General features: G+C 64.0%; 27 protein-coding genes. 22 read left to right on the top strand and 5 right to left on the bottom strand.

The genetic code is table 11. The annotated features are described in order from the left end of the window. The first annotated feature begins 75 nt into the window (after window positions 1-75). The 12 genes from AB1N67_RS02125 (at window position 76) to AB1N67_RS02070 (ending at window position 11,908) form a co-directional block, all read left to right on the top strand. Window positions 76-645: a YqgE/AlgH family protein gene (locus tag AB1N67_RS02125; protein WP_043207193.1), complete on the top strand. Its 570-nt coding sequence runs from the start codon at window positions 76-78 to the stop codon at window positions 643-645. Further along, entirely contained in the window at window positions 645-1,070 is a 426-nt protein-coding gene (ruvX, locus tag AB1N67_RS02120) for a Holliday junction resolvase RuvX (protein ID WP_182817036.1), read from the top strand. Before AB1N67_RS02125 ends, ruvX begins: the two co-directional genes overlap by 1 nt. A 51-nt stretch (window positions 1,071-1,121) precedes the next feature. Continuing rightward, window positions 1,122-1,640, top strand: a complete 519-nt coding sequence (pyrR, locus tag AB1N67_RS02115) for a bifunctional pyr operon transcriptional regulator/uracil phosphoribosyltransferase PyrR (protein WP_043207188.1) — start codon at window positions 1,122-1,124, stop codon at window positions 1,638-1,640. 12 nt (window positions 1,641-1,652) lie between these two features. Beyond that, a complete protein-coding gene (locus AB1N67_RS02110; RefSeq protein ID WP_043207186.1) occupies window positions 1,653-2,657 on the top strand; it encodes an aspartate carbamoyltransferase catalytic subunit in 1,005 nt (334 codons plus the stop codon). Continuing rightward, window positions 2,654-3,925 carry a dihydroorotase gene (locus tag AB1N67_RS02105; RefSeq protein ID WP_043207184.1) on the top strand — a complete coding sequence of 424 codons (1,272 nt, stop codon included), beginning with the start codon at window positions 2,654-2,656 and terminating at the stop codon, window positions 3,923-3,925. Before AB1N67_RS02110 ends, AB1N67_RS02105 begins: the two co-directional genes overlap by 4 nt. A gap of 192 nt (window positions 3,926-4,117) precedes the next feature. After that, window positions 4,118-4,648 carry an ATP-dependent protease subunit HslV gene (hslV, locus tag AB1N67_RS02100; protein WP_043207181.1) on the top strand — a complete coding sequence of 177 codons (531 nt, stop codon included), beginning with the start codon at window positions 4,118-4,120 and terminating at the stop codon, window positions 4,646-4,648. 76 nt (window positions 4,649-4,724) lie between these two features. Then, window positions 4,725-6,068, top strand: coding sequence for an ATP-dependent protease ATPase subunit HslU (hslU, locus tag AB1N67_RS02095; protein ID WP_367863500.1), 1,344 nt, complete (start codon window positions 4,725-4,727; stop codon window positions 6,066-6,068). A 143-nt stretch (window positions 6,069-6,211) separates the two neighbouring features. Next, entirely contained in the window at window positions 6,212-6,589 is a 378-nt protein-coding gene (locus AB1N67_RS02090; RefSeq protein WP_070571077.1) for a gamma-butyrobetaine hydroxylase-like domain-containing protein, read from the top strand. Window positions 6,590-6,940: 351 nt separating this feature from the next. Continuing rightward, the gene (gene phaC / locus AB1N67_RS02085) at window positions 6,941-8,620 is read left to right on the top strand and encodes a class II poly(R)-hydroxyalkanoic acid synthase (protein WP_043207173.1); all 1,680 of its coding nucleotides are present in this window, start codon (window positions 6,941-6,943) and stop codon (window positions 8,618-8,620) included. Window positions 8,621-8,680: 60 nt separating this feature from the next. Further along, window positions 8,681-9,538 carry a poly(3-hydroxyalkanoate) depolymerase gene (gene phaZ, locus AB1N67_RS02080; RefSeq protein WP_043207169.1) on the top strand — a complete coding sequence of 286 codons (858 nt, stop codon included), beginning with the start codon at window positions 8,681-8,683 and terminating at the stop codon, window positions 9,536-9,538. Between the two features lie 68 nt (window positions 9,539-9,606). Then, window positions 9,607-11,289 carry a class II poly(R)-hydroxyalkanoic acid synthase gene (phaC, locus tag AB1N67_RS02075; protein ID WP_367863499.1) on the top strand — a complete coding sequence of 561 codons (1,683 nt, stop codon included), beginning with the start codon at window positions 9,607-9,609 and terminating at the stop codon, window positions 11,287-11,289. 4 nt (window positions 11,290-11,293) lie between these two features. Next, the gene (locus AB1N67_RS02070) at window positions 11,294-11,908 is read left to right on the top strand and encodes a TetR/AcrR family transcriptional regulator (protein WP_043207165.1); all 615 of its coding nucleotides are present in this window, start codon (window positions 11,294-11,296) and stop codon (window positions 11,906-11,908) included. A gap of 112 nt (window positions 11,909-12,020) precedes the next feature. Here the strand turns inward: AB1N67_RS02070 and AB1N67_RS02065 are convergent, their stop codons facing one another. The 3 genes from AB1N67_RS02065 to AB1N67_RS02055 form a co-directional block, all read right to left on the bottom strand. Then, complete coding sequence (locus tag AB1N67_RS02065; RefSeq protein WP_367863498.1) at window positions 12,021-12,797, bottom strand: phasin family protein; 777 nt, start codon at window positions 12,795-12,797, stop codon at window positions 12,021-12,023. A 10-nt stretch (window positions 12,798-12,807) separates the two neighbouring features. After that, the gene (locus AB1N67_RS02060; RefSeq protein ID WP_043207160.1) at window positions 12,808-13,230 is read right to left on the bottom strand and encodes a phasin family protein; all 423 of its coding nucleotides are present in this window, start codon (window positions 13,228-13,230) and stop codon (window positions 12,808-12,810) included. A gap of 174 nt (window positions 13,231-13,404) precedes the next feature. Further along, complete coding sequence (locus AB1N67_RS02055) at window positions 13,405-13,680, bottom strand: polyhydroxyalkanoic acid system family protein (RefSeq protein ID WP_043207157.1); 276 nt, start codon at window positions 13,678-13,680, stop codon at window positions 13,405-13,407. A gap of 124 nt (window positions 13,681-13,804) precedes the next feature. Between AB1N67_RS02055 and ubiE the strand changes: the two genes are divergently transcribed. From ubiE to AB1N67_RS02005, 10 genes are all read left to right on the top strand, one after another. Then, the gene (ubiE, locus tag AB1N67_RS02050; RefSeq protein ID WP_043207154.1) at window positions 13,805-14,575 is read left to right on the top strand and encodes a bifunctional demethylmenaquinone methyltransferase/2-methoxy-6-polyprenyl-1,4-benzoquinol methylase UbiE; all 771 of its coding nucleotides are present in this window, start codon (window positions 13,805-13,807) and stop codon (window positions 14,573-14,575) included. Then, window positions 14,575-15,198 carry an SCP2 domain-containing protein gene (locus AB1N67_RS02045; RefSeq protein ID WP_070571072.1) on the top strand — a complete coding sequence of 208 codons (624 nt, stop codon included), beginning with the start codon at window positions 14,575-14,577 and terminating at the stop codon, window positions 15,196-15,198. Before ubiE ends, AB1N67_RS02045 begins: the two co-directional genes overlap by 1 nt. Next, window positions 15,195-16,805, top strand: a complete 1,611-nt coding sequence (gene ubiB, locus AB1N67_RS02040; RefSeq protein WP_043207148.1) for a ubiquinone biosynthesis regulatory protein kinase UbiB — start codon at window positions 15,195-15,197, stop codon at window positions 16,803-16,805. Before AB1N67_RS02045 ends, ubiB begins: the two co-directional genes overlap by 4 nt. A gap of 73 nt (window positions 16,806-16,878) precedes the next feature. Further along, window positions 16,879-17,271 carry a phosphoribosyl-AMP cyclohydrolase gene (hisI, locus tag AB1N67_RS02035; protein ID WP_027592414.1) on the top strand — a complete coding sequence of 131 codons (393 nt, stop codon included), beginning with the start codon at window positions 16,879-16,881 and terminating at the stop codon, window positions 17,269-17,271. Window position 17,272: 1 nt separating this feature from the next. Further along, on the top strand, window positions 17,273-17,608 hold the full coding sequence (locus AB1N67_RS02030; RefSeq protein ID WP_043207145.1) for a phosphoribosyl-ATP diphosphatase: 336 nt from the start codon (window positions 17,273-17,275) through the stop codon (window positions 17,606-17,608). 163 nt (window positions 17,609-17,771) lie between these two features. Beyond that, window positions 17,772-18,044, top strand: coding sequence for a twin-arginine translocase TatA/TatE family subunit (locus AB1N67_RS02025; RefSeq protein WP_043207142.1), 273 nt, complete (start codon window positions 17,772-17,774; stop codon window positions 18,042-18,044). Window positions 18,045-18,047: 3 nt separating this feature from the next. After that, window positions 18,048-18,425, top strand: coding sequence for a Sec-independent protein translocase protein TatB (tatB, locus tag AB1N67_RS02020; RefSeq protein ID WP_043207140.1), 378 nt, complete (start codon window positions 18,048-18,050; stop codon window positions 18,423-18,425). Next, window positions 18,422-19,213, top strand: coding sequence for a twin-arginine translocase subunit TatC (gene tatC / locus AB1N67_RS02015; RefSeq protein ID WP_182942194.1), 792 nt, complete (start codon window positions 18,422-18,424; stop codon window positions 19,211-19,213). The genes tatB and tatC overlap by 4 nt, the downstream gene beginning before the upstream one ends. Continuing rightward, window positions 19,210-19,917, top strand: coding sequence for a 16S rRNA (uracil(1498)-N(3))-methyltransferase (locus AB1N67_RS02010; RefSeq protein WP_043207137.1), 708 nt, complete (start codon window positions 19,210-19,212; stop codon window positions 19,915-19,917). Before tatC ends, AB1N67_RS02010 begins: the two co-directional genes overlap by 4 nt. 97 nt (window positions 19,918-20,014) lie before the next feature. Next, the gene (locus AB1N67_RS02005) at window positions 20,015-21,619 is read left to right on the top strand and encodes a methyl-accepting chemotaxis protein (protein ID WP_043207133.1); all 1,605 of its coding nucleotides are present in this window, start codon (window positions 20,015-20,017) and stop codon (window positions 21,617-21,619) included. A gap of 98 nt (window positions 21,620-21,717) precedes the next feature. Here the strand turns inward: AB1N67_RS02005 and AB1N67_RS02000 are convergent, their stop codons facing one another. Then, a complete protein-coding gene (locus tag AB1N67_RS02000; protein WP_043207132.1) occupies window positions 21,718-22,452 on the bottom strand; it encodes an amino acid ABC transporter ATP-binding protein in 735 nt (244 codons plus the stop codon). Next, window positions 22,445-23,407 carry an amino acid ABC transporter permease gene (locus AB1N67_RS01995; protein WP_043207130.1) on the bottom strand — a complete coding sequence of 321 codons (963 nt, stop codon included), beginning with the start codon at window positions 23,405-23,407 and terminating at the stop codon, window positions 22,445-22,447. The genes AB1N67_RS02000 and AB1N67_RS01995 overlap by 8 nt, the downstream gene beginning before the upstream one ends. Between the last annotated feature and the right edge of the window lie 78 nt (window positions 23,408-23,485).

Genomic DNA, 23,485 nt, shown 5'->3' with positions numbered 1-23,485 from the left:
TCACAGCCGTGCTTTTTCTTGCCGCTTGAAGCTTGCAGCTTGAAGCCGAGCCCAGCTGACGCCACACTATCACTCATGAAAACCCTCAGCCCGAGCTACCTCAAGCATCAGTTCCTGATCGCCATGCCGCACATGGTCGATCCGAACTTTGCCCAGACCCTCACCTATATTGTCGAGCACAACGCCAACGGCGCCATGGGCCTGGTGATCAACCGCCCGCAGGAGCTGAACCTGGCCGACATCTTGGAGCAGCTACGCCCGGATGAGGAGCCACCGGCCAGCACCCTGCAGGTGCCGATCTACCAGGGTGGCCCGGTGCAGACCGATCGCGGCTTCGTGTTGCACAGCAGCGACTGCAGTTATCAGGCCACGGTGGAGCTGCAGGGGCTGTCGCTCTCGACCTCCCAGGACGTGCTGTTCGCCATCGCCGAAGGCGTAGGGCCCAAGCAGAGCCTGATCACCTTGGGTTATGCCGGTTGGGAAGCCGGCCAACTGGAAGCCGAGCTTGCCGACAACGCCTGGCTCAACTGCCCCTTCGACGCCGAGATCATCTTCGGACTGGCCAGCGAGCAGCGCCTCGAGGCAGCCGCCGCCAGCCTGGGGATCAACCTCAGCCTGCTGACCAGCCAAGCGGGTCACGCCTGATGGCCGAGCTGCGCCTGCTGCTGGGCTTCGACTATGGCAGCAAACAGATCGGCGTGGCCGTCGGCCAGGTGGTCACCGGCCAGGCCCGCGAATTGTGCACGCTTAAAGCCCAGAACGGCGTCCCGGACTGGGCCCAGGTGGAAAAGCTCATCACCGAATGGAAGCCCGACGCCATCATCGTTGGCCTGCCGCTGAACATGGACGGCACGCCCAGCGAAATGAGCGCCCGGGCCGAGAAGTTCGCCCGCCGCCTGCATGGCCGCTACAACCTGCCTGTGCACACTCATGACGAGCGTCTGACCACCTTCGAAGCCAAGGGCGAGCAGATGGCCCGAGGCATGCGCCATGGCAGCTACCGCGACAACCCGGTCGATGCCATTGCCGCCGCCCTGCTCCTGCAGGGCTGGCTGGAGGCCAATACTTAAATCCGCTTCGCCGCCGGCCCAGCCCGGCGCCCCCCTTCCGAGGAGCACGCAATGAGCCTACCCAATCCCGCCGACCTGATCCGGCAGATGGCCGTCGACCTTCGCGCCCACCTGGCCCGTCGCACTATCACCGAGCCGCGCTTCATCGGCATCCGCACCGGCGGCGTATGGGTAGCCCAGGCCCTGCAGCAGGAGCTGGGCGACAGCAGCCCGCTGGGCACCCTGGACGTGTCCTTCTACCGCGACGACTTCAGCCAGAACGGCCTGCACCCGCAAGTGCGTCCGTCCGAGCTGCCCTTCGAAATCGAAGGCCAGCACCTGGTGCTGGTGGACGACGTGCTGATGAGCGGTCGCACCATCCGCGCCGCGCTCAATGAACTGTTCGATTATGGCCGCCCGGCCAGCGTCACCCTGGTCTGCCTGCTGGACCTGGACGCCGGCGAATTGCCGATCCGCCCGAACGTGCTGGGCGCCACCTTGCAACTGGCGCCCACTGAACGGGTAAAATTGACCGGACCGGCACCGCTCGTCCTCGAGCGCCAGGACCTCGCCACCGCTTCCGCCCTTTAAGAGTCCCTCGCGATGACGCCATTCGACGCCAAGCGCCCGCTGCAGCTCAATGACCAGGGCCAGCTGCGCCACTTTCTCTCGCTCGACGGTTTGCCCCGCGAACTGCTGACCGAGATCCTCGACACCGCCGACTCCTTCCTGGAAGTCGGCGCCCGGGCCGTGAAAAAAGTCCCGTTGCTGCGCGGCAAGACCGTCTGCAACGTGTTCTTCGAAAACTCCACCCGTACCCGCACCACCTTCGAGCTGGCCGCCCAGCGCCTGTCGGCGGACGTGATCAGCCTGAACGTGTCGACCTCCTCGACCAGCAAGGGCGAGACCTTGTTCGACACACTGCGTAACCTCGAAGCCATGGCCGCCGACATGTTCGTCGTGCGCCACTCCGACTCGGGCGCCGCCCACTTCATCGCCGAGCATGTCTGCCCGGAAGTCGCCGTGATCAACGGCGGTGACGGCCGCCATGCGCACCCGACCCAGGGCATGCTCGACATGCTGACCATCCGTCGCCACAAAGGCAGCTTCGAGAACCTCTCGGTGGCCATCGTCGGCGACATCCTGCACTCGCGCGTGGCCCGCTCCGACATGCTGGCGCTCAAGGCCCTCGGTTGCCCCGACATCCGCGTGGTCGGCCCCAAGACTCTGATCCCGGTGGGTATCGAGCAGTACGGGGTGAAGGTCTACACCGACCTGGCCCAGGGCCTGAAAGATGTCGACGTGGTGATCATGCTGCGCCTGCAGCGCGAACGCATGGCCGGCGGCCTGCTGCCCAGCGAGGGCGAGTTCTACCGCCTGTTCGGCCTGACCACCGCACGCCTGGCCGGCGCCAAGCCCGATGCCATCGTCATGCACCCCGGTCCGATCAACCGTGGGGTGGAGATCGAGTCGGCGGTAGCCGACGGTCAGCACTCGGTGATCCTCAACCAGGTGACCTACGGCATCGCCGTGCGCATGGCCGTGCTGTCCATGGCCATGAGCGGCCAGACCGCGCAACGTCAATTCGACCAGGAGAACGCCCAGTGACCATCAGCATTATCGGCGCCCGGGTCATCGATCCTGCCAGCGGCCTGGACACCATCACTGACTTGCACCTCGACGGCGGTCGCATCGCGGCCATCGGTGCAGCGCCCGCCGGCTTCACTGCCAACCGCACGATCCAGGCCGACGGCCTGGTGGCAGCCCCGGGCCTGGTCGACCTCGGCGTCTCCCTGCGCGAGCCGGGATACAGCCGCAAGGGCAACATCGCCAGCGAGACCCGCGCTGCGGTCGCCGGTGGTGTCACCAGTTTGTGCTGCCCGCCGCAGACCAAACCGGTGCTGGACACCTCGGCCGTGGCCGAACTGATCCTCGACCGCGCCCGTGAAGCGGCCAACAGCAAGGTCTACCCGATTGGCGCCTTGACCAAGGGCCTGGAAGGCGAGCAACTGGCCGAGCTGGTCGCCTTGCGCGACACCGGCTGCGTGGCCTTCGGCAACGGCCTGAAGGAAATCCCGAACAACCGCACCCTGGCCCGCGCGCTGGAATATGCCGCCACCTTCGACCTGACCGTGGTTTTCCACTCCCAGGACCGCGACCTGGCCCAGGGCGGCCTGGCCCACGAAGGCCCGATGGCGAGCTTCCTCGGCCTGCCGGGCATCCCCGAGACTGCCGAGACCGTGGCCCTGGCGCGAAACCTACTGCTGGTCGAACAAACTGGCGTACGCGCGCACTTCAGCCAGATCACCAGCGCCCGCGGTGCACGACTGATCGCCCAGGCCCAGCAGCTTGGCCTGCCGGTCACCGCCGATGTGGCGCTGTACCAGCTGATTCTCACCGACGAGGCGCTGCGCGACTTCTCCAGCCTCTATCACGTGCAACCGCCGCTGCGCACCGCCGCCGACCGCGATGGGCTGCGCGAGGCGGTCAAATCGGGTGTGATCCAGGCGATCTCCAGCCACCACCAACCCCACGAGCGTGACGCCAAGCTGGCACCATTCGGTGCCACGGAGCCTGGGATCAGCAGCGTCGAGCTGCTGCTGCCATTGGCCATGACGCTGGTCGAAGACGGCCTGCTCGACCTGCCGACCTTGCTGGCCCGCCTGAGCAGCGGCCCGGCGGCGGCCATGCGTCTGCCGGCCGGCGAGCTCAAGGTCGGCGCAGCGGCGGACCTGGTGCTGTTCGACCCGAACGCTTCCACGGTCGCGGGCGAGCAATGGTTCTCGCGCGGCGAGAACTGCCCGTTCATCGGCCACTGCCTGCCGGGCGCGGTGCGTTATACCTTGGTCGACGGGCACGTCTGCCACGAGGCCTGAGCGAATCCATTTCGCGGGTAAGCCCGCCTCCACAGGGATCCTAGCGCCTGTGGGAGCGGGCTTACCCGCGAATGGGCAACACCGATGGCCCTGCCCGGCACGACCATTCATCCCCCCCGGTTGAAATCCTTCCCCCCACCCCCATATGAGTCTGCAACAGGCATTTTCGCCCCGCTGCGTGGAGACTCTCCCTTGACTACCATCGTTTCAGTCCGCCGCCACGGCAAAGTCGTCATGGGCGGCGACGGCCAGGTTTCCCTCGGCAATACCGTGATGAAAGGCAACGCGAAGAAAGTCCGTCGCCTGTACCACGGCCAGGTCATCGCCGGCTTCGCCGGTGCCACCGCCGATGCCTTCACCTTGTTCGAGCGTTTTGAAGGCCAGCTGGAAAAACACCAAGGCCACCTGATCCGTGCCGCCGTCGAACTGGCCAAGGAGTGGCGCACCGACCGTTCCCTGAGCCGCCTGGAAGCCATGCTCGCCGTGGCCAACAAGGATGCCTCCCTGATCATCACCGGCAACGGTGACGTGGTCGAGCCCGAAGACGGCTTGATCGCCATGGGTTCCGGCGGTGCCTACGCCCAGGCCGCTGCGCGCGCCCTGCTGAACAAGACCGACCTCTCGGCTCGCGAGATCGCCGAGACCGCCTTGAACATCGCCGGTGACATCTGCGTGTTCACCAACCACAACCTGACCATCGAGGAGCAGGACCTGGCCGAGTGATCAGCTGTTTTGGCGCCCGGTCCCGGTGACAGGGCTTTTCCACGCTGACCCACTCTGATCAAGGACCATTTTCATCATGTCCATGACCCCCCGCGAGATCGTTCACGAACTCAACCGCCACATCATCGGCCAGGACGACGCCAAGCGCGCCGTGGCCATTGCCCTGCGCAACCGCTGGCGCCGCATGCAGCTGCCGGCCGAGCTGCGCGCAGAAGTCACCCCCAAGAACATCCTGATGATCGGCCCAACCGGCGTGGGCAAGACCGAGATCGCCCGTCGCCTGGCCAAACTGGCCAACGCGCCATTCCTCAAGGTCGAAGCCACCAAGTTCACCGAAGTGGGCTATGTCGGCCGTGACGTCGAATCGATCATCCGCGACCTGGCCGATGCCGCGCTGAAGATGCTCCGCGAGCAGGAGATCATCCGCGTGCGCCACCGCGCCGAGGACGCTGCCGAGGACCGCATCCTCGACGCCCTGCTGCCCCAGGCCCGGGTCAGCAGCTTCGCCGAGGAAGCCTCCCAGTCGAGCAGCGACTCCAACACCCGCCAGCTGTTCCGCAAGCGCCTGCGCGAAGGCCAGCTGGACGACAAGGAAATCGAGATCGAAGTGGCCGAGTCCATGGGTGTCGAGATTGCCGCGCCACCCGGCATGGAAGAAATGACCAACCAGCTGCAAAGCCTGTTCGCCAACATGGGCAAGGGCAAGCGCAAGGCGCGCAAGCTCAAGGTCAAGGAAGCGCTCAAGATGGTGCGTGACGAGGAAGCCAGCCGCCTGGTCAACGAGGAAGAGCTCAAGGCCAAGGCCTTGAAAGCGGTCGAGCAGCACGGCATCGTGTTCATCGACGAAATCGACAAAGTGGCCAAGCGCGGCAACGTCGGCGGCGCCGATGTCTCCCGCGAAGGCGTGCAGCGCGACCTGCTGCCGCTGATCGAAGGTTGCACCGTCAACACCAAGCTGGGCATGGTCAAGACCGACCATATCCTGTTCATCGCCTCCGGCGCGTTCCACCTGAGCAAGCCAAGCGACCTGGTACCTGAGCTGCAAGGCCGGCTGCCGATCCGTGTCGAGCTCAAGGCGCTGACCCCGGAAGACTTCGAGCGCATCCTGCAAGAGCCGCACGCCTCGCTCACTGAGCAATACCGCGAGCTGCTCAAGACCGAAGGCCTGAACATCGAGTTCGCCGCCGACGGCATCAAGCGCTTGGCCGAGATCGCCTATCAGGTCAACGAAAAGACCGAGAACATCGGCGCCCGCCGCCTGCACACCCTGCTCGAGCGCCTGCTCGAAGAGGTGTCGTTCAGCGCGGGCGACCTGGCCAGCGCCCATGACGAAGCGCCGATCCGCATCGACGCGTCCTACGTGAACAGCCACCTCGGTGAGCTGGCGCAGAACGAAGACCTGTCGCGCTACATCCTGTAAGCCCAGCCTCGCCTTCTTCACGGGTAACCCGCTCCACAAGGATTGCAGTGACCTTGTGGGAGCGGGTTCACCCGCGAATGGGCCCTTGAATCCCTCCACAAGAAGCTGGAAGCTTGCCTTATCAGCTCCCGAGAGATTCCCCCATGGCCCGCCTGCCCACCGCCATCAACCTGCACAAAGCCTCCAAGACCCTCAGCCTCACTTACGCCCCCGGCGAGGTCTATCACCTGCCCGCCGAATTCCTGCGGGTGCACTCCCCCTCCGCCGAGGTCCAGGGCCACGGCAATCCCATCCTGCAGTTCGGCAAGATCAACGTCGGCCTTACGGGCCTGGAACCTGCCGGGCAATACGCCCTGAAACTGATCTTCGATGACGGCCACGACAGCGGCCTGTTCACCTGGGAGTACCTCGAGCAGTTGTGCCTACGCCAGGAGCAGCTGTGGGCCGAGTACCTCGATGAGTTGCACAAAGCCGGCAAATCCCGCGACCCGGCCGAATCCGTCGTCAAACTCATGCTCTAGTGCAAGACTTCCACGCTTTAGAGCGCGTTTTCTAATCTCATCTGTTTGAATGCCCTACAGACAGCTCATGCACGAGCTGTCTTGCGCATTACATGAAAGTCGGGTAACCAATGGAGCTGGCAAGTTCCCTGCATCGTCGAACGCGCGGGCAGGGTCGGGCCGGTATGTAGAGGTCGCGAGCGAAAGCAGGCTGTCTTCACACGCAGAAAATCCCGCAGCTCATCGCCTGACGCATCCGGTCGCAGCACCGCTGTTTCTTATCACTGGTCACCCGAGCAGCAGTACCGGGCAATCGTCTGTGTACCCGCCACAGCCAACCGGTACTCGTCTCAGGACAACGGAGCGTCGTAGATGAGTAACAAGAACAACGATGAGTTGCAGCGGCAGGCCTCGGAGAACACCCTGGGCCTGAACCCGGTCATCGGCATTCGTCGCAAGGATCTGCTGACATCGGCGCGCACCGTCTTGCGCCAGGCCGTTCGCCAGCCGCTGCACAGCGCCAAGCACGTGGCGCACTTTGGCCTGGAACTCAAGAACGTGCTGCTGGGCAAGTCCAGCCTGCAGCCCAGTGGCGATGACCGCCGCTTCAATGACCCGGCCTGGAGCCAGAACCCACTGTATCGCCGCTATCTGCAGACCTACCTGGCCTGGCGCAAGGAGCTGCAGGACTGGATCGGCAACAGCGACCTCTCCCCTCAGGATGTCAGCCGCGGGCAGTTCGTCATCAACCTGATGACCGAGGCCATGGCCCCGACCAATACCCTGGCCAACCCGGCAGCGGTCAAGCGCTTCTTCGAGACCGGCGGCAAGAGCCTGCTCGATGGCCTGTCCAACCTGGCGAAGGACCTGGTCAACAACGGTGGCATGCCCAGCCAGGTGAACATGGACGCCTTCGAAGTGGGCAAGAACCTGGGCACCAGCGAAGGGGCCGTTGTGTATCGCAACGACGTGTTGGAGCTGATCCAGTACAGCCCCATCACCGAACAGGTGCACGCCCGTCCGCTGCTGATCGTGCCGCCACAAATCAACAAGTTCTATGTCTTCGACCTGAGCCCGGAAAAAAGCCTGGCGCGCTTTTGCCTGCGCTCGAACCAGCAAACCTTCATCATCAGTTGGCGCAACCCCACCAAGGCTCAGCGCGAATGGGGCCTGTCGACCTACATCGATGCACTCAAGGAAGCCGTGGACGCGGTGCTGTCGATCACCGGCAGCAAGGATCTGAATATGCTCGGTGCCTGCTCCGGCGGCATCACCTGCACCGCGCTGGTCGGCCACTACGCGGCGCTGGGCGAGAACAAAGTCAACGCCCTGACCCTGCTGGTCAGTGTGTTGGACACCACCATGGACACCCAGGTCGCGCTGTTCGTCGACGAGCAGACCCTCGAAGCCGCCAAGCGCCACTCCTACCAGGCCGGCGTGCTCGAAGGCAGCGACATGGCCAAGGTGTTCGCCTGGATGCGCCCGAACGACCTGATCTGGAACTACTGGGTCAACAACTACCTGCTCGGCAACGAGCCGCCGATTTTCGACATCCTGTTCTGGAACAACGACACCACGCGCCTGCCCGCCGCCTTCCACGGCGACCTGATCGAGATGTTCAAGAACAACCCGCTGACCCGCGCCGACGCCCTGGAAGTGTGCGGTACCGCCATCGACCTGAAGAAGGTCCACTGCGACATCTACAGCGTCGCCGGCACTGCCGACCACATCACCCCGTGGCAGTCCTGCTACCGCTCGGCGCACCTGTTCGGCGGCAAGATCGAGTTCGTGCTGTCCAACAGCGGGCATATCCAGAGCATCCTCAACCCGCCCGGCAATCCCAAGGCGCGCTTCATGACCGGTGAAGACCGCCCGGACGATCCCGTGGCCTGGCAGGAAAACGCGATCAAGCACGCCGACTCCTGGTGGCTACACTGGCAAGCCTGGCTGGGTGAACGCGCAGGTGAGCTGAAAAAGGCGCCGACCCGCCTGGGCAATCGCGCCTACACCGCAGGCGAAGCCGCACCGGGGACGTACGTCCACGAACGATGAGACCTGTCGCCATGGCCGCTTGGTCGCGTCATGGCGTCTTTTTGACCTAGAGTTCCGTGCATGCCGCAACCCTACATATTCAGGACAGTCGAGCTGGACAACCAGTCCATCCGCACCGCGGTCCGCCCCGGCAAGCCGCATCTGACGCCTTTGTTGATCTTCAATGGCATCGGCGCCAACCTGGAGCTGGTGTTCCCGTTCATCGAGGCGCTGGACCCGGACATCGAGGTCATCGCCTTCGATGTGCCGGGTGTCGGCGGCTCGTCCACGCCCAGCCGCCCTTACCGCTTCCCAGGCCTGGCCAAGCTGACTGCGCGCATGCTCGACTACCTCGACTATGGCCAGGTCAATGTCATCGGCGTGTCCTGGGGCGGCGCACTGGCCCAGCAGTTCGCCCACGATTACCCCGAGCGCTGCAAGAAGCTGATCCTCGCCGCGACCGCTGCTGGGGCCTTCATGGTGCCGGGCAAGCCCAAGGTGCTGATGATGATGGCCAGCCCCCGGCGCTATGTGCAGCCCTCCCATGTGATCCGCATCGCGCCGTTGATTTATGGCGGTGGTTTTCGCCGCGACCCCGACCTGGCCCTGCACCACGCGGCCAAGGTGCGCTCGGGCGGCAAGACCGGTTATTACTGGCAACTGTTCGCTGGCCTTGGCTGGACCAGTATTCACTGGCTGCACAAGCTCCAGCAGCCGACACTGGTACTGGCCGGCGACGATGACCCGTTGATTCCGCTGATCAACATGCGTCTGCTGGCCTGGCGTATTCCCAACGCACAGCTGCACATCATCGACGACGGGCATTTGTTCCTGATTACCCGGGCCGAAGCCGTGGCGCCGATCATCATGAAATTCCTTCAGCAGGAGCGCCAGCGCGCGGTCATGCATCCTCGCCCGGCCCCTGGCCCTGGCGGCTGAACCCTGCCCCACCGGTGGTGATGGTTACGCGAGACGAACGTGGATGAGGCCTTACGACGGAGTGTGGGATGACAGATAAACCGGTAAAAGGGACGACACCGGTCCCCGCCACGAGCATCAATGTACAGAACGCGATCACCGGCCTGCGCGGGCGCGATCTGTTCTCGACACTGCGCAATGTCGGCCGTCTTGGCCTGCGCAACCCCTTGCACACCGCCCATCATCTGCTTGCCCTGGGCGGTCAACTGACCCGGGTGATGCTCGGCGACAGCCCGCACCAGCCCCACCCGCGCGACAACCGCTTCAGCGACCCGACCTGGAGCCAGAACCCTTTCTACCGTCGCGGGCTGCAGGCCTACCTGGCCTGGCAGAAACAAACTCGCCAATGGATCGAGGAAAGTACGCTGGACGACGATGACCGCGCTCGTGTCCACTTTCTGTTCAACCTGCTCAACGATGCCCTGGCTCCGAGCAACTCGCTGCTCAACCCTCTGGCGGTCAAGGAAATCTTCAACACCGGCGGCCTGAGCCTGGTCCGCGGCGTGGCCCACCTGCTCGACGACCTGCGTCATAACGACGGCCTGCCGCGCCAGGTGGACGAGCGCGCTTTCGAGGTGGGCGTGAATCTCGCCGCCACTCCTGGCGCCGTGGTGTTTCGCAATGAGCTGCTGGAGCTGATCCAGTACAAGCCGATGAGCGAAAAACAGTACGCCCGACCGCTGATGGTCATTCCGCCGCAGATCAACAAGTACTACATCTTCGACCTTGGGCCGACCAACAGCTTCGTGCAGTACATGCTCAAGAACGGCCTGCAGGTGTTCATGGTCAGTTGGCGCAACCCCGATCCACGCCATCGCGAATGGGGGTTGTCCAGCTACGTGGAAGCGCTGGAAGAGGCCCTCGTCGCCTGCCGCAGCATCAGCGGCAGCCGCGACCCCAACCTGATGGGCGCCTGCGCCGGTAGCCTGACCATGGCCGCCCTGCAGGGCCACTTGCAGGCCAAGGGCCAATTGCGCCGGGTACGCAGCGCCACCTACCTGGTCAGCCTGCTGGACAGCCAATTCGACAGCCCGGCGAGCCTGTTCGCCGACGAGCAGACCATCGAGGCGTCCAAGCGCCGCTCGTACCAGCGCGGTGTGCTCGATGGCGGCGAGGTGGCGCGGATCTTCGCGTGGATGCGGCCCAACGACCTGATCTGGAACTACTGGATCAACAATTACCTGCTGGGCAGGACACCACCGGCTTTCGACATCCTTTACTGGAACGCCGACAACACGCGTTTGCCCGCGGCGTTTCATGGCGAGCTGCTGGACTTCTTCAAGCTCAACCCCTTGACCTACCCGAACGGCATGCAGGTGTGCGGGACACCGATCGACCTGAGCCAGGTCACCCTGGACAGCTTCACCGTTGCCGGCAACAACGATCACATCACCCCGTGGGACGCGGTGTACCGCTCGGCCTTGCTGCTCGGTGGCAAACGCCGTTTCGTGCTGGCCAACAGCGGCCATATCCAGAGCATCATCAACCCGCCTGGCAACCCCAAGGCGCATTTCCTGGAGAACCCCACACTGTCGAGCGACCCACGTGCCTGGGTGCACGACGCCACACGCCACGAAGGCAGCTGGTGGCCCCAATGGCTGGAGTGGATCGGCCAGCGCTCCGGGCGCCTGAAAGCCCCCGCGACCGAGCTGGGCAACGCCAGCTATCCACCGCTGGGCCCGGCTCCGGGCAGCTATGTCAGGGCACGCTGAAACGATGAAGACCCGTGATCGTATCCTCGAATGCGCCTTGCACTTGTTCAATCGCCAGGGCGAACCCAACGTCTCGACCTTGGAGATCGCCAACGAATTGGGCATCAGCCCGGGCAACCTCTATTACCACTTTCATGGCAAGGAGCCGTTGGTGCTGGGGCTCTTCGAGCGCTTCGAGGAAGCGCTCATGCCGCTGCTGGACCCACCCCTGGGCGTGCGCCTGGACGCCGAGGATTATTGGTTGTTCCTGCACCTGATCGTCGAGCACATGGCCCAGTACCGTTTTCTGTTCCAAGACCTGTCGAACCTGACCGGACGCCTGCCGAAGCTGGCCCGCGGCATGCGCAGCCTGATCAATGCGCTCAAGCGCACACTGGCGGCCCTGCTCGCCAGCCTCAAGAGCCAAGGCCTTGTGAGCAGCGACACGCAAGCGCTGGGGCAACTGGTGGAGCAGATCACCCTGACCCTGATGTTTTCGCTCGATTACCAGCGGGTGCTTGGGCGTGAAGGGGACGTGGGCATCGTGGTGTATCAAGTGATGATGCTGGTGGCGCCACATCTGGTAGGCCCTGCACGCGGGGCTGCCGAACAGCTGGCGGGCAGATACCTGGAGGGGTAAGGCGCACGCGATGCGTTGCCTGGCCTGACGCTTTCGCGGGTAAACCCACTCCCACAAGGTTCAACGCTGAACCTGTGGGAGCGGGTTTACCCGCGAAAGGGGCGACGCGGTATTAGGCCTGGGTAGCGGCGTTCACCGGTGCCGATGGCGTGCTGCTGGCCGGCGCAGCGGCGGGTGCCGGAGCGGCGGTTGCAGCGGGGGCGGCGCTGGCGGCCGGCACGGCTGGCTTGGCTGCCGCGGGCTTGACGGGTGCTTTTTTCGCCGCGGGCTTCTTCGCCGCAGCGGGTTTGGCGGCAGTCGCCTTGGCAGCCGGTTTTGCCGCAGCGCTCTTCGTCGCAGGCTTGGCAGCCGCCTTGGCTACAGGCTTCGCAGCCGGCTTGGCGGCCGGTTTCGCCGCAGCCGTCTTCGCCGCAGGCTTGGCAGCCGCTTTCGCCAGAGGCTTGGCGGCGGTCTTGCTGGCAGCAGCCTTGGACACTGGCGTCACCGAAGCACCGGTGAGTTTCTCGATCTGCTTGGTGAGGCTATCGACCTGCTGGTGCAGGGCCTTGATCTCGTTGCGGCTTGGTACGCCCAGGCGCGAGATGGCGCTATTGAGGCGCTTGTCGAAGGCTTCTTCCAGCTCGCTCCACTTGCCCAACGCGCGCTCTTTCACATCGGAGACACGAGAGGATGTGGACGACTTGGCGCTTTGCTTCACGTCATCGACATTCTTCTTGGCTTGTTTTTCGGCCTTTTCACCATCCTTGACCAGCGACTCGAACAGCTTCGGGCCGTCCTGGTCGATCTTGGAATAGATACCCAGGCCAGCCAGCCAGATCTTGCGGGAGTACTTCTCGATCCCGCCGACCCAGGAGCTGCCTTCTTTCTCGGTGTTCTTCTTGCCAGCCATCCTGCTCTCCTTATGGTTTGCGCGCGACACGCTCGAGCAACTCGGTCAGCTGTTCGAGTTTGATGGACAACGCTTCAACGTCATGTTTAGACGGTATGCCGAGGCGATTCAAGGCGCGGGCGACCCGTGCATCGAAAGCTTTCTCGATCTTGTCGAGTTGAATCTCGACCTTGCCCCGAACACGGCTTACCTGCACGGTCGCTTCGTCGATCTGGTTGTTGGCGGCGTCGAGCTGTTGGTCGACGCGTTTCTTGCCACGCTTCTCGACGCCTTCGCCGGCCTTGACCAACTCCTTGAAGTAGTCCGAGCCTTCCTGGCCGACACGGGCATAGGCACCTAGGCCCGCCAGCCAGATCTTGCGCGCGTAGCCGCGCACCTCGCCCAAGGTGCTGCCTGGGGCGTCGTCTTTTTTCTTCAGGTTCACTTTGGCCATGCTCTGCACCTCACTCGCTTGAGGGAATGGAGGAACTGCCCATGGAACGCGGGCTTGAGCATAAGGTAGGGCGGAAAATTAGAATCCTCACCCTAAGAGCGCAGCTGCAAGAGAAAGCAAAATCCCGCCGTACGCGATTCTGCTTTTTCTTGCAGCTTGGTACTCGGAGGGCCGTCAGGCCAGGGCCTTGTCCAGCGCTCGCTCGATCTCGCCCTTGATGGTGCCGCTCATCATCGACAGCATCATCCCAAGCTTGAGCTCCACGCGGATGGTGTCCTCGCCGATATGCACGCTGCCATTGGCACCGCTGCGCGACACGTCGACGCGGTCGCCCTGCCAGCTTGCCTTGAGGTCGTACTCGCGGGTCAGCCGGTCCACCAGCACCTCGGCCTTGGCGCGGGCGGCCTCGCGGCCGAGGGAGTGTTTGCGTTCAACGCTGATCTGGGTCATGCGGGCAATCCTGGATATCAACACAATGACGCCATTATGCCCGCGCCCATCCCACGGAGCACCCCGCCAAGACAAATCCGCCCGTTGCCCCTAGAATGGCCGTAATTTTTTTCGGTGAAGCGATATGAACGACCAGCGCAAAGGCGACCACGCCGAACCCACCACCCACTTCGGCTACCAAAACGTACCCGAGAGCCAGAAAGCGAAGAAAGTCGCCGAGGTTTTCCACTCGGTAGCCGCCAAGTACGACCTGATGAACGATGTGCTTTCCGGGGGCATGCACCGCCTGTGGAAGCGCTTCACCATCGAGCTGTCGGGCGTGCGCAGCGGCAACCGAGTGCTGGACATCGCCGGTGGCACGGGCGATCTGGCCGCCAAGTTTTCGCGCCTGGTAGGCCCCACCGGCCAAGTGGTGCTCGCCGACATCAACGAGTCGATGCTCAAGGTCGGCCGTGACCGCCTGCTCGACCGTGGCGTGGCCGGCAACATTGAGTTCGTCCAGGCCGACGCCGAGAAGCTGCCTTTCCCGGACAACCACTTCGACTGTGTGACCATCGCCTTCGGCCTGCGCAACGTCACCCACAAGGACGAAGCCATCCGCTCGATGCTGCGCGTCCTCAAGCCCGGCGGTCGCCTGCTGGTGCTGGAGTTCTCCAAACCCACCAACAAGCTCATGTCCAAGGCCTACGACGCCTACTCGTTCGCCTTCATGCCACTGGCCGGCAAGCTGATCACCAACGACTCGGAAAGCTACCGCTACCTGGCCGAATCGATCCGCATGCACCCCGACCAGGAAACCCTCAAGGCCATGATGGTCGAGGCCGGCTTCGACCGCGTCACCTACCACAACATGACCAGCGGCATCGTCGCCGTGCACCGGGGAATCAAACCCTGATGCTCCTGGCCGGCCTGCTCGCCAGCGTCGAGCATGGGCTCAACCGGGTCCTGCGCATGGACAGCACGGCCTTGCCGCGCCTGGCTGCGCTCGAAGGCAAGGTGATCGAGATCGACTGCCGCCAGCCGGCCTTGCAGCTGTACATCCTGCCCGATGAACAAGGCCTGATGCTCGCTGCCCACTGGGAAGGCGAGGTCGATTGCAGCCTGCGCGCGCCGGCCGGCAGCCTCGCCCAACTGGCCTTCGCCAAGGACAAGACCGCCGTGCTGCACAGCCCTCAGGTCGAACTGCATGGCGACAGCGCCGTGCTGCTGGACCTGGTCGGTGTGCTCCAAGACCTGGAACTGGACTGGGAATACGAGCTGTCGCGCTGGCTGGGGCCGGTCGCCACTGCACTGGTCGCCGGGCATATCCGCCTGCGCGCCCGCTGGACCCGCCAGGGCCTTTCACGCTTCAGCCAGAACCTCTCCGAGTACCTGGCCGAAGAGTCCCGCACCCTGGTCGGCCGGCGCGAAGCCGAAGCGGCCTTCAGTGAGCTCGATGCCCTGAAGGTCGACGTTGAACGCCTCGAGGCGCGCCTGCGCCGCCTCGCCCGATCCCTTGATACCAGCGATAACGCATGAAGCTGCTCGCCGTCCGCCGTCTGTTGCGCATCCAGCGCGTCGTGATCCGCTACCGCCTCGATGACCTGCTGTTCGACCTTCCCCTGCCCTGGTGGCTGATGAGCCTGCGCGCCTTGCTGCCCTGGCGCTGGCTCCCGCGCAAACCGTCCGAGCTCAGCCGCGGTGCACGCCTGCGCATGGCCCTGCAGGACCTGGGGCCGATCTTCATCAAGTTCGGCCAACTGCTGTCCACCCGCCGCGACCTGCTGCCCACCGACATCGCCGATGAACTGATGCTGCTGCAGGACCGCGTGCCGCCATTCGACCCCAAGCAGGCCGTGGCGCTGATCGAGGAGCAGCTGGGCGCCAAGGTCGGCGAAGTGTTCAGCCGCTTCGACGTCGAGCCCCTGGCCTCGGCGTCGGTGGCCCAGGTGCATGCCGCACGCCTCAAGAGCGGTGAAGAGGTCGTGGTCAAGGTGGTGCGCCCTGGCCTCAAGCCGGTGATCGCCCAGGACCTGGCCTGGCTGTTCCTGATCGCCAAGGGCGCCGAGCGGGTCTCGGCTGACGCCCGACGCCTGCACCCGGTGGAAGTGGTCAGCGACTACGAAAAGACCATCTTCGATGAGCTCGACCTGCTGCGCGAGGCAGCCAACGCCAGCCAGCTGCGCCGCAACTTCGAAGGCTCGGAATTGATGTACGTACCTCAGGTGTATTGGGACTGGTGCCGCCCCAAGGTGCTGGTGATGGAGCGCATCTACGGCGTGCCAGTCACCGACCTGGCGACCCTGGCCGACCAGCGCACTGACATGAAACTGCTCGCCGAGCGTGGTGTGGAGATCTTCTTCACCCAGGTGTTCCGCGACAGTTTCTTCCACGCCGACATGCACCCGGGCAACATCTTCGTCAGCACGGTCAAGCCCTGGAGCCCGCAGTACATCGCCATCGACTGCGGCATCGTCGGCAGCCTCACCTCCGAAGACCAGGACTACCTGGCGCGCAACCTGATCGCCTTCTTCAAGCGCGACTACCGCCGCGTCGCCCAACTGCACATCGATTCGGGGTGGGTACCGGCGCAGACCAAGGTCAATGAGTTCGAGGCGGCTATCCGTACCGTGTGCGAGCCAATCTTCGAGAAACCGCTCAAGGACATCTCCTTCGGTCAGGTACTGATGCGCCTGTTCCAGACGGCCCGACGCTTCAACATGGAAGTCCAGCCGCAGCTGGTCCTGCTGCAGAAGACCTTGCTCAACATCGAAGGCCTGGGCCGCCAGCTTTACCCCGACCTCGACCTGTGGAGCACCGCCAAGCCGTACCTGGAGCGCTGGATGCGTGATCGCATGAGCCCCAAGGCAGTGTTCGGCAACCTGCAAAGCCAGGTAGAGCAATTGCCGCACCTGGCCGACATGACCCGCGACCTGCTCGAGCGTCTGTCGCAGCCGCACCTGAACGATCCGCAACTGCCGGAGCGCCGCCGCCAGGGCGACCGCTGGGCTCTGCGTTTGCTCGGTGCCGGCCTGCTCGGCGGCGGTGCCACCCTGGCGGCCGGGGCGGCCAGCCTCAGCGCCCCGGCGGCCTGGCCAGCCTGGCTGATGCTGGCGGCCGGGCTCTACCTGATCGTGCGCCAATAGCCAGCCGCGCGGCTGGCTGGCACACTAGCGCAAGGGGCCCGACACAGGCGTGGGTCCGGATTTGGAGTCGACGATGAAAGACTGGCTGGACGAGATCAAGTGGAACAGCGATGGCCTGGTGCCGGCGATCGCCCAGGACCATAAGACCGGACGCGTATTGATGATGGCCTGGATGAACCGCGAATCCCTGGCCCTGACCGCTGCCGAGCAACGCGCCATCTACTGGTCGCGCTCACGTGGCAAACTGTGGCGCAAGGGCGAGGAGTCCGGCCATGTGCAGAAGCTGCACGAAATGCGCCTGGACTGCGACGCCGACGTGATCATCCTGATGGTCGAGCAATTGGGCCATATCGCCTGCCACACCGGCCGCGAAAGCTGCTTCTATCGCGTCTTCGAAGACGGCCAGTGGAAAACCGTCGACCCGGTCCTCAAGGATCCGGATGCCATCTACAGCGCAGGACACTGACATGAGCGACACCCTCAACCGCCTTGCCGAAGTACTCGAGCAACGCAAGCAAGCGGCGCCCGACAGCTCCTACGTGGCCAGCCTGTACCACAAGGGTCTGAACAAGATCCTCGAGAAACTGGGCGAAGAGTCCGTCGAAACCATCATCGCCGCCAAGGATGCCGCCATCAGCAAGGATTACGGCGATGTCATCTACGAAACCGCCGACCTGTGGTTTCATAGCTTGGTGATGCTCAGCGCGCTGGGCCAACACCCACAGGCCGTGCTCGATGAACTGGAGCGCCGCTTCGGGCTCTCCGGGCATGACGAGAAGGCCGCACGCCAGCCTTCCAACTGATGTATTCCCGGGGCGCAGCGCGTCCCTGTGGAGCGGGTTTCCCCGCGAAGAATGCAACGCGGTAGAGAGCACTGGCTTGGCCGGTGTTCGCGGGTGAACCCGCTCCTACAGGGGCCGCGCTGTCAGAAAAATTCGCTGTACCTGTAAATTTCAGGAGTACGAAATGGGTATTTTTGACTGGAAACACTGGATCGTCCTGCTGGTCGTCGTAATCCTGGTCTTCGGCACCAAGAAGCTGAAGAACCTGGGCAGCGACCTGGGCGAATCGATCAAGGGCTTTCGCAAGGCGATGAACGAGGAAGAAAACAAACCGGCCGAGCAGACCCCGCCGCCGGCCCAGCCCGCAGCCCCCGTGCAGAACACCGCCCAGCAGCCCCAGGGCCAGACTATCGAAGGCCAGGCCCAGCCGGTCCAAGAGCCGCAGCGGAAAGACTGACCCATGTTCGGCATCAGCTTCAGCGAGCTGCTGCTCGTCGGTCTGGTCGCCCTGCTGGTGCTCGGTCCCGAGCGCCTGCCTGGTGCCGCGCGTACCGCAGGCCTGTGGATCGGCCGACTCAAGCGCAGCTTTAACGCCATCAAGACGGAAGTCGAGCGCGAGATCGGTGCCGACGAGATCCGCCGCCAACTGCACAATGAGCACATCCTGCAGATGGAGGAACAAGCCAAGCGCATCCTCGATCCGAGCAGGCCAGCCACGCCATCCATCGGCAACAGCGAAACACCGGCGCCATCGACCACCCCTGCCGCTCCCGGCAGCAGCGCCCCGGTATCCCCTGCCGCCCCCACTGAGCCGCCGCAGCCGCCACGAGCCCCATGAGCGATAGACCGGAACACGACCAGCCGATGCCGCTGGTTTCGCACCTGACCGAACTGCGTACCCGCCTGCTGCGCTGCGTAGCCGCCATCTTCCTGATCTTCGCTGGGCTGTTCTCCTTCGCCCAGCAGATCTACACCCTGGTCTCGGCGCCCCTGCGCTCACACTTGCCGGCCAACGCGACGATGATCGCCACAGACGTGGCCTCGCCGTTCCTGACGCCGTTCAAGCTTACGATGATCGTCTCGCTGTTCCTGGCCATCCCGTTCATCCTCCAGCAGATCTGGGGCTTCATTGCACCGGGGCTGTACCGCCATGAAAAGCGCATCGCCATTCCGCTGCTGGTCTCGAGCATCATCCTGTTCTATGCCGGCATGGCGTTCGCCTATTTCCTGGTGTTCCCGCTGATCTTCGGCTTCTTCGCCAGCGCCACGCCCGAGGGCGTGTCGATGATGACGGACATCTCCAGTTACCTGGACTTCGTCATGACCCTGTTCTTCGCCTTCGGCGTCGCCTTCGAGATCCCGGTGGCAGTGGTGCTGCTGGTGTGGATCGGCGTAGTCGATGTGCAGTACCTGAAGAAGATCCGCCCCTACGTCATCATCGGCTGCTTCGTGGTCGGCATGATCCTGACCCCACCGGACATCTTCTCCCAGACGCTGCTCGCCGTGCCCATGTGGATGCTGTTCGAGGTCGGCGTGCTGTGCGGCAGCCTGATCCGCAAGCGCAGCCAGCCCGAAGAAGCAGCCTCGGATGACCACAACGACCAGCCGCCAGCGACCCAACCGTGAACCTGCTGTTACTTGAAGAGGCCGACTTCATCGCGGCCGATCGCGTGGTGCTGGCTGACCGGCGCTTCACTCACATGCAGGAGATCCACGGCGTCGAAGTGGGCGATACCCTGCGCGTCGGTCAGGTCAATGGCTTGATGGGCAAGGCCACGGTGCTGCGCCTGGCAGGGCATGAAGCCGAGCTGCAGGTGGCCTTCGACCAGCCGCCCCCGGCCAAGCTACCGCTGACCCTGGTGCTGGCCGTGCCACGCCCGAAAATGCTTCGTCGCCTGTTCCAAACCGTCGCCACCCTGGGGGTGCCACGGCTGATCCTGGTCAACAGCTACAAGGTCGAGAAGAGCTTCTGGCAAACGCCCTTCCTGAACCCCGAGACGATCCGCGAGAACCTCATCCTGGGCCTGGAGCAGGCCCGTGACACCGTGCTGCCCGAGGTGATCGTCGAGAAGCGCTTCAAGCCGTTCGTCGAAGACCGTCTGCCTGCCATCGCGGCCGGTACGCTTGGCTTGGTCGCTCATCCAGGCCCCTACCCGGCCTGTCCACGCGCCGTGGAGTCGCCTGTGACCCTGGCCATCGGCCCGGAAGGCGGGTGGATCCCCTATGAGGTCGATCTGCTGGGCAAAGCAGGCTTGGCGCCGGTGCAGCTGGGCGATCGTATCCTGCGTGTGGAGACCGCCGTGACGGCATTGCTGTCGCGCATTTTCTGACGAGCGGGTCAAACACCTCCCATCAAGTTTCCCCCCGGCAAGCCGATGGCCTTGGAAGCATGACAAAAATGCGACCAAGCCGACGGGGGAGTGAAGCATGTATCAAGGGTTTGCCCATTTTCTGGGGAACATGAGCGTCAATCGCAAGTTGGGCTTTGGCTTCGGCCTGGTGTTGCTGCTGACCCTGGCGATCACTGCCACAGGTTGGACAGGTATCGACAACGTCACCAACCGCGGCGACAAGCTGGGCAACATTTCGCTGATCTACCAGACCACCCAGGAGCTGCGTATCGCCCGCCTGAACTATACGACCCGTCACGACCAAGCCTCGCTCACCGAGCTGGACAAGACCCTGGACAAGCTCGAGCAGCAAGTGCAGGCGATGCTCGGGCAAATCGAACAACCTGTCGATCACCAGCGCCTAGAGCAGCAGCTGGAAGCTGTGCGCCAGTACCGCCAAGGCTACGAGCAGCTCCAGCAGGCCGACCAGCGCCGCGCGACACAACCTGACAGCGCGCAAACCGCAATCGAACAGGCGCTGCAGCACATGGCCACGCAAGGCAACGTGCTGCTCGAGTCCAGCGCGGCCATGACAGTCTCGCAAACCAAGGTACGCGACGAAGGTACCCGCCAAGCCAAGCGTATGCTGGCCGCTGCCACCGCCCTCGCCCTGTTGCTGGGTCTGCTGGCCGCCTGGACCATCACCCGGCAGATCATCGTGCCGCTGCGCCAGATCCTCGCGGCCGCCGAGCGCGTGGCCAATGGCGACCTCAGCCAGGACGACCAATCGATCGAGCGCCGCGACGAGCTGGGCCAGCTGCAAGCGAGCATGAAACGCATGAACCAAGGCCTGCGGACGCTGATCAGCGGCATCGGTGACGGCGTCACCCAGATCGCCAGCGCGGCCGAGGAGCTGTCGGCGGTGACCGAACAGACTAGCGCCGGGGTCAACAATCAAAAGGTCGAGACCGATCAGGTCGCCACTGCCATGAACCAAATGACCGCCACCGTGCATGAGGTCGCCCGCAGCGCCGAGCAGGCCTCCGAGGCGGCGCTGATGGCCGATCAGCAGGCCCGTGAAGGCGATCGCGTGGTCGGTGAAGCCATCGCCCAGATCGAGCGCCTGGCCAGCGAAGTGGTCAATTCCAGCGAGGCCATGAACCAGCTCAAGGCCGAGAGCGACAAGATCGGCAGCGTGCTGGACGTCATCAAGTCGGTGGCCCAGCAGACCAACCTGTTGGCGCTCAACGCGGCCATCGAGGCCGCTCGTGCAGGTGAAGCCGGTCGTGGTTTCGCCGTGGTCGCAGACGAGGTGCGCAGCCTCGCCCAGCGCACCCAGCAATCGACCGAGGAAATCGAAGAACTGATCGCCAGCCTGCAAAGCGGCACCCAGCGCGTGGCGGGGGTGATGGATGGCAGCCGCGCCCTGACCGACAGCAGCGTCGAATTGACCCGTCGCGCCGGAGGTTCTCTGGAAACCATCACCCGCACCGTCTCGTCGATCCAGGCGATGAACCAGCAGATCGCCACGGCAGCCGAGCAACAGAGCGCCACGGCTGAGGAGATCAACCGCAGCGTGATGAACGTACGTGACATTTCCGACCAGACATCGGCAGCCAGTGAGGAAACCGCGAGCTCCAGCGTCGAACTGGCGCGCCTGGGGACACACCTTCAGGGGCTGGTAGCACGCTTCCGGCTTTAAAGCAGCTGCAAGCTGCAAGCACAAGAAAAAGCCGAACGGAGATGAGTTCACCATCTCGGTTCGGCTTTTTTCATGCCGCTTGAAGCTTGCTCCCCGCTCTACAGCACCTGACGCAGGAAGGCCTGGGCGCGCAGGTCTTTGGGAGCCGCGAAGAACTGCTGGGGCGGGGAGTCTTCGAGGAGCTTGCCGTGGTCGAAGAACAGCACGCGGTCGGCCACTTCACGGGCAAAGCCCATTTCGTGGGTCACGCAGACCATGGTCATGCCTTCCTGGGCCAGGGTCTTCATGACATCCAGTACCTCGCCGACCATTTCCGGGTCCAGCGCCGAGGTGGGTTCATCGAACAGCATCACCTTCGGCTCCATCGCCAGGGCTCGGGCGATGGCCACGCGCTGCTGCTGGCCACCGGAAAGGCGCGAAGGGTATTCGTTGGCTTTCTGGGCAATGCCGACCTTCTCCAGCAGCGCGCGCGCCTTGGCTTCGCGCTCGGCTTTGCCACGTTTGCGCACCACCTTCTGGGCCAGGCACAGGTTCTCGAGCACCGTCATGTGCGGGAACAGGTTGAAATGCTGGAACACCATGCCGACTTCGCGGCGGTAGGCGTTGATGTCGGTCTTCGGATCATCCAGCTGCAGGCCGTCGATGGACACATGGCCATCGTCGAAATGCTCCAGGCCGTTCAGGCAACGCAGGAAGGTCGACTTGCCCGAGCCTGACGGCCCAAGCACCACCACCACTTCGCCCTTGGCCACGCGAGTGGAGACGTTGTCCACCGCGCGCACCACCTGGCCACGGGTGTCGAAGACTTTTACCAGATCACGGACTTCAATCACTTTGCGCAAGCCTCCGCTCGAGCCGGCTGGCCATGTGCGACAGCGGCAGGTTGATCAGCAGGTACAGGCCTGCCACGCAGAACCAGATCTCGAAGGTCGAGAACGAGGTGGTGATAGCCTCGCGGCCGCTCTTGGTCAGTTCGGTGATGGCGATCACCGAGACCAGCGAGGTGTCCTTGACCAGGCTGATGAACTGGCCGGCCAGCGGTGGCAGCACGCGCTTGAACGCCTGGGGCAGGATCACGTGACGCATCGACTGGCTGGCGTTCAGGCCCAGCGAGCGTGCCGCTTCGTTCTGCCCCTTGGCGATCGACTGCACACCGGCGCGCACGATCTCGGCTACGTAGGCGCCAGTGAACAACGCCAACGCCGCCACCCCCGCGAATTCCCGGGACAGGTTGAGCACGGTGCCGATAAAGAAGTAGAAAATGAAGATCTGCACCAGCAGCGGTGTGCCGCGTACCAGCTCGACATAGACGGTGGAAAGATCGCGCAGGGTCGGGTTGTTCGACAGCCGGCACAAACCGGCGAACAGGCCGATCACCAAGCCCAAGGCGCCGGACACTACCGAGATCCATAGGGTGGTCCACAGGCCCCAGGTCAAGGGGCCAATGGCCCACTGGCGGGTCACGCCGATCTGGTCGCCCTCGGCGACGTCATCGCCACGGCTCAGCAGCAGGCTGTCCTTGGCGACGGTGACGACCTGCTGACCGCCGCCTTCATCCTTGAGCGTCACGCGGGCGGTGTCGCCCGAGAGGGTGATGTCTTCGACAGAGCCGTTTTCAGCGGCGCGCTGCGCTTCTTCGGCCTGGTAGGCGAAATATTGGGGAACGCGGTTCCAGCGCCACTCGTAGGAAATCATCGAGGTGGCCAGGTAGAGGCTGAACGCCAGCCCCACCAGGACCAGCGCGGTCAACCCGTGCCAGGGCCACTGGGCTTTCTTGTGCTTGATCAATTGGGGTACTCCAGAAAGCGGCAAGCCGCAAGCAACACGCGGCAAGAACAGGCCAAGCGTAGGCTCTGTTTCATCTTG

Source organism: Pseudomonas guariconensis (assembly GCF_040822035.1).
GTDB classification, from domain to species: domain Bacteria; phylum Pseudomonadota; class Gammaproteobacteria; order Pseudomonadales; family Pseudomonadaceae; genus Aquipseudomonas; species Aquipseudomonas guariconensis.
This window is presented reverse-complemented; position numbering and strand designations above follow the sequence as displayed.

Coding starts and splice junctions, on each gene's coding strand:
- AB1N67_RS02125 (WP_043207193.1), top strand. CDS start 76: ATGAAAACCCTCAGCCCGAGCTACCTCAAGCATCAGTTCCTGATCGCC.
- ruvX (WP_182817036.1), top strand. CDS start 645: ATGGCCGAGCTGCGCCTGCTGCTGGGCTTCGACTATGGCAGCAAACAG.
- pyrR (WP_043207188.1), top strand. CDS start 1,122: ATGAGCCTACCCAATCCCGCCGACCTGATCCGGCAGATGGCCGTCGAC.
- AB1N67_RS02110 (WP_043207186.1), top strand. CDS start 1,653: ATGACGCCATTCGACGCCAAGCGCCCGCTGCAGCTCAATGACCAGGGC.
- hslU (WP_367863500.1), top strand. CDS start 4,725: ATGTCCATGACCCCCCGCGAGATCGTTCACGAACTCAACCGCCACATC.
- AB1N67_RS02090 (WP_070571077.1), top strand. CDS start 6,212: ATGGCCCGCCTGCCCACCGCCATCAACCTGCACAAAGCCTCCAAGACC.
- phaC (WP_043207173.1), top strand. CDS start 6,941: ATGAGTAACAAGAACAACGATGAGTTGCAGCGGCAGGCCTCGGAGAAC.
- phaZ (WP_043207169.1), top strand. CDS start 8,681: ATGCCGCAACCCTACATATTCAGGACAGTCGAGCTGGACAACCAGTCC.
- phaC (WP_367863499.1), top strand. CDS start 9,607: ATGACAGATAAACCGGTAAAAGGGACGACACCGGTCCCCGCCACGAGC.
- AB1N67_RS02070 (WP_043207165.1), top strand. CDS start 11,294: ATGAAGACCCGTGATCGTATCCTCGAATGCGCCTTGCACTTGTTCAAT.
- AB1N67_RS02065 (WP_367863498.1), bottom strand. CDS start 12,797: ATGGCTGGCAAGAAGAACACCGAGAAAGAAGGCAGCTCCTGGGTCGGC.
- AB1N67_RS02060 (WP_043207160.1), bottom strand. CDS start 13,230: ATGGCCAAAGTGAACCTGAAGAAAAAAGACGACGCCCCAGGCAGCACC.
- AB1N67_RS02055 (WP_043207157.1), bottom strand. CDS start 13,680: ATGACCCAGATCAGCGTTGAACGCAAACACTCCCTCGGCCGCGAGGCC.
- ubiE (WP_043207154.1), top strand. CDS start 13,805: ATGAACGACCAGCGCAAAGGCGACCACGCCGAACCCACCACCCACTTC.
- AB1N67_RS02045 (WP_070571072.1), top strand. CDS start 14,575: ATGCTCCTGGCCGGCCTGCTCGCCAGCGTCGAGCATGGGCTCAACCGG.
- ubiB (WP_043207148.1), top strand. CDS start 15,195: ATGAAGCTGCTCGCCGTCCGCCGTCTGTTGCGCATCCAGCGCGTCGTG.
- hisI (WP_027592414.1), top strand. CDS start 16,879: ATGAAAGACTGGCTGGACGAGATCAAGTGGAACAGCGATGGCCTGGTG.
- AB1N67_RS02030 (WP_043207145.1), top strand. CDS start 17,273: ATGAGCGACACCCTCAACCGCCTTGCCGAAGTACTCGAGCAACGCAAG.
- AB1N67_RS02025 (WP_043207142.1), top strand. CDS start 17,772: ATGGGTATTTTTGACTGGAAACACTGGATCGTCCTGCTGGTCGTCGTA.
- tatB (WP_043207140.1), top strand. CDS start 18,048: ATGTTCGGCATCAGCTTCAGCGAGCTGCTGCTCGTCGGTCTGGTCGCC.
- tatC (WP_182942194.1), top strand. CDS start 18,422: ATGAGCGATAGACCGGAACACGACCAGCCGATGCCGCTGGTTTCGCAC.
- AB1N67_RS02005 (WP_043207133.1), top strand. CDS start 20,015: ATGTATCAAGGGTTTGCCCATTTTCTGGGGAACATGAGCGTCAATCGC.